4 protein-coding genes and 1 pseudogene are annotated in these 6,604 nt (G+C 71.2%); 2 read left to right on the forward strand and 3 right to left on the reverse strand.

Annotated features, from left to right (window positions below):
- Window positions 1-24: 24 nt before the first annotated feature.
- Both ESG85_RS18685 and rpsA read right to left on the reverse strand, forming a co-directional pair.
- A complete protein-coding gene (locus ESG85_RS18685; RefSeq protein WP_128980697.1) occupies window positions 25-963 on the reverse strand; it encodes a PAC2 family protein in 939 nt (312 codons plus the stop codon).
- 256 nt (window positions 964-1,219) lie between these two features.
- Complete coding sequence (gene rpsA / locus ESG85_RS18690; protein ID WP_128980699.1) at window positions 1,220-2,716, reverse strand: 30S ribosomal protein S1; 1,497 nt, start codon at window positions 2,714-2,716, stop codon at window positions 1,220-1,222.
- Between the two features lie 361 nt (window positions 2,717-3,077).
- Between rpsA and ESG85_RS18695 the strand changes: the two genes are divergently transcribed.
- Together ESG85_RS18695 and ESG85_RS18700 are read left to right on the forward strand one after the other, a co-directional pair.
- Window positions 3,078-3,920, forward strand: a complete 843-nt coding sequence (locus tag ESG85_RS18695; protein WP_128980701.1) for a class I SAM-dependent methyltransferase — start codon at window positions 3,078-3,080, stop codon at window positions 3,918-3,920.
- 106 nt (window positions 3,921-4,026) lie between these two features.
- Window positions 4,027-5,298, forward strand: a pseudogene (locus ESG85_RS18700) (helicase-related protein); the annotation flags it as partial.
- A 41-nt stretch (window positions 5,299-5,339) separates the two neighbouring features.
- On the opposite strand, the gene ESG85_RS18705 reads toward ESG85_RS18700, so the two are convergent.
- Complete coding sequence (locus tag ESG85_RS18705; protein ID WP_128977433.1) at window positions 5,340-6,563, reverse strand: IS30 family transposase; 1,224 nt, start codon at window positions 6,561-6,563, stop codon at window positions 5,340-5,342.
- Window positions 6,564-6,604: the final 41 nt, after the last annotated feature.

The following is a 6,604-nucleotide window of genomic DNA, read 5'->3' on the forward strand; positions in this document are numbered from 1 at the left end:
AGCTTAGATCCCGCCGCGCGGCGGCTAGGCGTCGCCCTCCCGTTCGGCGAGGAAGCGCTCGAACTCGCGGCCGAGCTCGTCGGCGGAGGGCAGCTCGACGGGCTCGGCGACCAGGCTGCCGCGGGTCTCGGCGCCCGCCATCGCGTCGTACTGGTGCTCCAGGCCCTGCACGAGCGCGATCAGCTCCTCGTCGCCCTCGCCGATCTGGCGGTCGATCTCGGTCTGGGTCCGCCGGGCCTCGGTGCGCAGCGCGTGCGCGACGCCGGGCAGGACCAGGCCGGTGGCGGCGGTGATCGCCTCGAGGGTGGTGAGGGCGGCGTCCGGGTAGGGCGAGCGGGCCACGTAGTGCGGGACGTGGGCGGCGACGCCGAGGGTGTCGTGTCCGGCCTCGGTGAGGCGGAACTCGATGAGGGACTCGGCGCTGCCGGGCACCTGGGCCTCGTCGAAGGGGCTGCGGTGGCCGGGCACGAGGTCCGTGCGGCTTCCGTGCGGGGTGAGCCCGACGGGGCGGGTGTGCGGGACTCCCATGGGGATGCCGTGGAAGTTGACGGCGAGCCGGACGCCCAGCCGCTCGACGATCTGGCGCACGGCGGCGGCGAAGCGCTCCCACTCGACGTCCGGTTCGGGACCGGACAGGACGAGGAAGGGGGCTCCGGTGGCGTCCTGGACGATGCGCACCTCGATCGCGGGCGTCTCGTACGAGGTCCAGCGGTCACGGCGGAAGGTCAGCAGGGGGCGGCGGGCGCGGTAGTCCACGAGCCGGTCGTGGTCGAAGCGGGCGACGACCTGGTGGGGCAGGGTGTCGAGCAGGCGGGTGACGATCTGCTCACCGGTCTCACCTGCGTCGATGTAGCCGTCGAAGTGGTAGAGCATGACCAGCCCGGCCGACTCCTGGGCCAGGGCCATGTCGACGACGGCCAGCCCCTTCGGGTCCCATTCGTACACGTCCTGGGGATCAAGCACGGTTTCCGCTCCTCCTCGCGTTCTCCTTGAGACAACGCCGGTCGGTGCGGGGCCATTCCCGGGTCCGCGGCGGAAGACGGTGAACGGTCGAACGGCCGAGGGGCCGAGGGGCCGAGCGGCCGAGCGGCCGAGTGGCCGAGTGGCCGAAGGCGGCGCCTTGGCCGTGGCGCGGTGCGGAAACGACCGAGGCCCGCCTCCCCGGAGGGAGACGGGCCTCGACGCTGACTACTTACTGGAGCTCAGCGGTGAGCCGGATTCAGCTCTGGCCGCCGGCCAGCTTCTCGCGCAGGGCGGCGAGGGCCTCGTCCGACGCCAGGGCGCCGGAGTTGTCGTCCGACTCCGAGGAGTAGGAGCCACCGGTCGCAGCGGCCGCGGTCTGAGCGGCGGCGCCACCCTCGGCAGCGGCGGCCTCGTCGGCCTCGCGGGACTTGATGACCTGAGCCTGGTGCTGCTCGAAGCGCTGCTGCGCCTCGGCGTACTGGGTCTCCCACGCCTCGCGCTGGGCCTCGTAGCCCGGCAGCCAGTCGTTGGTCTCGGGGTCGAAGCCCTCGGGGTAGATGTAGTTGCCCTGGTCGTCGTAGGACGCGGCCATGCCGTACAGGGTCGGGTCGAACTCGACCGAGGCCGGGTCGGCACCGAAGGACTCGTTGGCCTGCTTCAGCGAGAGGCTGATGCGACGACGCTCGAGGTCGATGTCGATGACCTTGACGAAGATCTCGTCGTTGACCTGGACGACCTGCTCCGGGATCTCCACGTGGCGCTCGGCCAGCTCGGAGATGTGGACCAGACCCTCGATGCCCTCGTCCACGCGGACGAACGCACCGAACGGAACCAGCTTGGTGACCTTACCCGGAACGACCTGGCCGATCTGGTGGGTACGGGCGAACTGCTGCCACGGGTCCTCCTGGGTCGCCTTCAGCGACAGGGAGACGCGCTCGCGGTCCATGTCCACGTCGAGAACCTCGACGGTGACCTCCTGGCCGACCTCGACGACCTCGGACGGGTGGTCGATGTGCTTCCAGGACAGCTCGGAGACGTGAACCAGACCGTCGACGCCACCCAGGTCCACGAAGGCACCGAAGTTGACGATCGAGGACACGACGCCGGAGCGGACCTGACCCTTCTGGAGGGTCGTGAGGAAGGTCTGGCGGACCTCGGACTGGGTCTGCTCGAGCCAGGCGCGGCGGGACAGGACCACGTTGTTGCGGTTCTTGTCCAGCTCGATGATCTTCGCCTCGAGCTCCTTGCCCACGTAGGGCTGGAGGTCGCGGACGCGACGCATCTCGACCAGGGAGGCCGGGAGGAAGCCGCGGAGGCCGATGTCGAGGATGAGACCACCCTTGACGACCTCGATGACGGTACCGGTGACGATGCCGTCCTCTTCCTTGATCTTCTCGATGGTGCCCCAGGCACGCTCGTACTGGGCGCGCTTCTTCGAGAGGATCAGGCGGCCTTCCTTGTCCTCCTTCTGGAGAACCAGGGCCTCGATCTCGTCGCCGACCTTGACGACCTCGTTCGGGTCGACGTCGTGCTTGATCGAGAGCTCGCGGCTCGGGATGACACCTTCGGTCTTGTAACCGATGTCGAGCAGGACCTCGTCCCGGTCGACCTTCACGATGACGCCGTCGACGATGTCGCCGTCGTTGAAGTACTTGATCGTCTCGTCGATCGCGGCGAGGAAGGCTTCCTCGTTACCGATGTCGTTGACCGCAACCTGCGGGGTGGTGGCGGTGGTCTCGGTGCTGCTCGTCATGTGGGAAAGGGCTCCGGTACGGACATGAAGTCGTAGGTACTGCTACGCCGAGAGCCCGTATCGCAGCTGAAGAAGCCGGACAGCAAAGGAAGCACCTGGCCCGGTGAAGGGTGGCGCCTCGAGAACCGAGGGGACATACAACAGATGCGAGCGCGACCTGCTCCGTCTGAGGCGCGCAGGCCCGCAGCGCAACCTTTAGCATACGGGGGCGGCCGGACAGGGTCAATGCGCGAAGCGCACACCCGGGGCGGATCGCCGCATATCCGGCACAACTCGTGTCGGCCCAGGCCATTTCGGCCACGGGCGAGCCGCGACGCGTACCCGCTCGCGGTTCTGAGCGCAAACTACATCGACGGGCGAGATGAACCAAGAGTACGGACAGGAAGACGGCCCCGGCGGGCTCGAGGACGAGGCGGAGGCGACCCGGCGTGACGCCGGGGACGCGGAGAGCAGCCGGGCGAGCCGGGGCTGGTGGGACCGCAACGCCGACGAGTACCAGAGCGAGCACGGGGCGTTCCTCGGGGACGACCGGTTCGTGTGGGGTCCGGAGGGACTGGACGAGGCGGAGGCCGGGCTGCTCGGCCCGGCCGCTTCGCTCAAGGGCCGCGCCGTGCTGGAGATCGGCGCGGGCGCGGCGCAGTGCTCGCGCTGGCTGGCCGCGCAGGGCGCCCGGCCGGTGGCCCTGGACCTCTCGCACCGCCAGCTGCAGCACGCGCTGCGGATCGGCGGCGACGTGCCGCTGGTGGAGGCGGACGCGGGGGCGCTGCCGTTCCGCGACGGCAGCTTCGACCTGGCGTGCTCGGCGTACGGCGCGGTGCCGTTCGTGGCGGATCCGGTACGGGTCTTCCGCGAGGTGCGCCGGGTGCTGCGGCCGGGCGGGCGGTGGGTCTTCTCGGTGACGCACCCGATCCGCTGGGCCTTCCCGGACGAGCCCGGGCCCGAGGGACTCTCGGTCGCGGCCTCGTACTTCGACCGGACGCCGTACGTGGAGCAGGACGAGCGGGGACGCGCGGTCTACGTCGAGCACCACCGGACGATCGGGGACCGGGTGCGGGACGTGGTGGCCGGCGGTTTCCGGCTGGTGGACCTGGTGGAGCCGGAGTGGCCTGCCTGGAACAGCCAGGAGTGGGGCGGCTGGTCTCCGCTGCGCGGCAATCTGATCCCCGGCACGGCGATCTTCGTGTGCGAGCGGGCGGACGACTGAGTCCGGCGGGTCGGCCAGGCCGCGATCACGCGATAAGTCGTACGAATCGGCGGGCCCTGTGGACAACCGGAGGCAGCCGGTCGGTCCGCCGTACGAGACTTGCCACGTGATCCGAAACGACGCACTCGACCTGCTTCCCGTCCGTCATGCCGTGCCCGAGCTGCTGACCGCGCTCGAGGAGCGCGGCACGGCGGTGCTGCACGCCCCGCCCGGGACCGGCAAGACCACGCTGGTCCCGCTCGCGCTCGCGGGACTCATAGGGGACGGGCCGGAGCGGCGGGTGCTGGTGGCCGAGCCGCGCCGGATGGCGGTGCGGGCGGCGGCCCGGCGGATGGCCTGGCTGCTGGGCGAGGAGATCGGCGGGGCCGTCGGCTTCTCCGTGCGCGGCGAGCGGCGGGCCGGTCCGTCGACCCGGGTCGAGGTGGTGACCACGGGAGTGCTGCTCCAGCGGCTGCAGCGCGACCCTGAGCTGTCTGGTGCGGACGTGGTGCTGCTCGACGAGTGCCACGAGCGGCATCTGGACGCGGACACGGCGCTGGCGTTCCTGGTGGACGTGCGGGCGACGCTGCGGCCGGAGCTGAAGCTGATCGCCGCGTCGGCGACGAGCGACGCGGAGGCGTGGGCCGAGCTGCTGACGGTCCTGGACGGCAGCGGCGGCCCGGCTCCGGTCGTGCGGGCCGAGGGCAGGATCCACGGCTCGGCCATCCACTTCGCGCCGCCACCGTCCGGTGTGCGGCCGGCGCACGGCACCTGGGTGGATCCCGCGCTGCTGCGCCATGTCGCCGCCACCGTCCGGGAGGCCCTGGAGCGGCACGAGGGCGATCTGCTGTGCTTCCTGCCCGGCACCGGGGAGATCGCCCGGACGGCGGGGCTGCTCGCGGACCTGGACGCCGAGGTGCTGCAGCTGCACGGGCGGGCACCGGCTGCGGTGCAGGACGCGGTGCTGCGGGGAACCGAACCGGGCGGGCGGCGCCGGGTGGTCCTGGCGACCTCGGTGGCGGAGTCGAGCCTGACGGTGCCGGGAGTGCGGATCGTGGTGGACTCCGGGCTGTCCCGGGAGCCGCGCACGGACCATGCGCGGGGTCTCGGCTCGCTGGCCACGGTGCCGGTGTCGGTCGCCGTCGCGACCCAGCGCGCGGGCCGGGCCGGACGTGAGGGCTTCGGAACAGTGTACCGCTGCTGGTCCCCGGCGGAGGACGCGCGGCTCGCCCGGTTCCCCGCGCCCGAGATCAAGGTCGCCGACCTGGCCGACTTCGCCCTGCGGGTCGCCTGCTGGGGCGACCCGTCGGCAGCCGGACTCGCGCTCCTCGACGCGCCGCCGACCGGGGCGATGGCGGCGGCCCGGCAGGTCCTCACGGCGATAGGGGCCGTGGACGAGGGGCGGTTTCTAGGGGTCGTCGCAACACGTGGTCGTGTTGGTCAGGCCGCGAGTAGTTTATGCAGGCGCTCGGCCGGGGTTTCCCAGCCGAGCGTTTTGCGTGGGCGGCGGTTGAGCTGGTCGGCGACGGCGGCCAGGTGCTCGGGGTCGTGGACGGACAGGTCGGTGCCTTTGGGGAAGTACTGCCGCAGCAGGCCGTTGGTGTTCTCGTTCGAGCCGCGCTGCCAGGGGCTGGCGGGGTCGCAGAAGTAGACCGGGATGTCGGTGGCGAGGGTGAACTGCGCGTGGCGGGCCATCTCGCTGCCCTGGTCCCAGGTCAGGGACCGCATCAGCTGGGCGGGCAGGGTCTGGACGGTGGCGGTCAGGGCAGTCAGGACGGCCTCGGCTCCGTGGTCGCCGGGCAGGTGCAGGAGCATGACGTAGCGGGTGGCGCGTTCGACCAGGGTGCCGATCGCGGACCTGCCGTCCTTGCCGATGATCAGGTCGCCCTCCCAGTGGCCGGGAACGGCCCGGTCCTCCACCTCGGCGGGCCGTTCGCTGATCATCACCATCGGGGTGGTGAAACGCGGCTGGCGGCAGTTCGCCTGCCGCTGGGGTCTGCGGCGGGCCCGCCCGGAGCGCAGGGCGCCGGCCAGCTCGCGCCGCAGCTGACCCCTGCCCTGGACATAAAGTGCCTGATAGACGGTCTCGTGGACCACGTGCATCTCCGGCCGCTGGGGGAACTGTGTCCGCAGAGCGTGGCATATCTGCTCCGGGCTCCACTTCTCGTCCAGCATCGTCTGGACGGCGTCCCGCAGCTCGGGGTTCCGGAGGATCTTGCGGGGCTTGGGGCGGGGACGGCGGGCGTCGGCGCGGGCCTGGGCGGCGTGCGGGCGGTAGTGCCACTGGCCGCGTGTGCCGTCGGTGCGGTTGCGGCGGATCTCCCGGCTGACCGTGGACGGACTTCGGCCCAGCTCCGCGGCGATCGCCCGTACCGTGGCCTTCTCCCGCAGCCGGTCCGCGATGTGGATCCGCTCGTCCTCGCTCAGGTATCGGGACGGACCGGAAGCCGGCACCACCAGATTGATCGGTGGTACCGGCTTCCGGTTGCGTTCCCCGGAGCGGCCGTTGCGCCACTTCCGACCGGTCCGCTCATCGATGCCGACAATCCGGCACGCTTCGGTGTTGCTGTATCCCTGCCGCACGAGCCGGGAGTATGCCTCCCGCTCCCGGGACAACTTCTTACGCCCCTGCGGTGTCCGGTCCGCTCGGATCTGGAAGTCCATCGCACCCCTTGAACTGGGGTGTTGCGACAACCACTAGAACC

The organism is Streptomyces roseicoloratus (assembly GCF_004117935.1).
Taxonomy (GTDB): Bacteria; Actinomycetota; Actinomycetes; order Streptomycetales; family Streptomycetaceae; genus Streptomyces; species Streptomyces roseicoloratus.

Bases quoted from the DNA above. Each gene is read 5' to 3' on its own strand.
- rpsA (WP_128980699.1), bottom strand. From the start codon at position 2,716: ATGACGAGCAGCACCGAGACCACCGCCACCACCCCGCAGGTTGCGGTC.
- ESG85_RS18695 (WP_128980701.1), top strand. From the start codon at position 3,078: ATGAACCAAGAGTACGGACAGGAAGACGGCCCCGGCGGGCTCGAGGAC.
- ESG85_RS18705 (WP_128977433.1), bottom strand. From the start codon at position 6,563: ATGGACTTCCAGATCCGAGCGGACCGGACACCGCAGGGGCGTAAGAAG.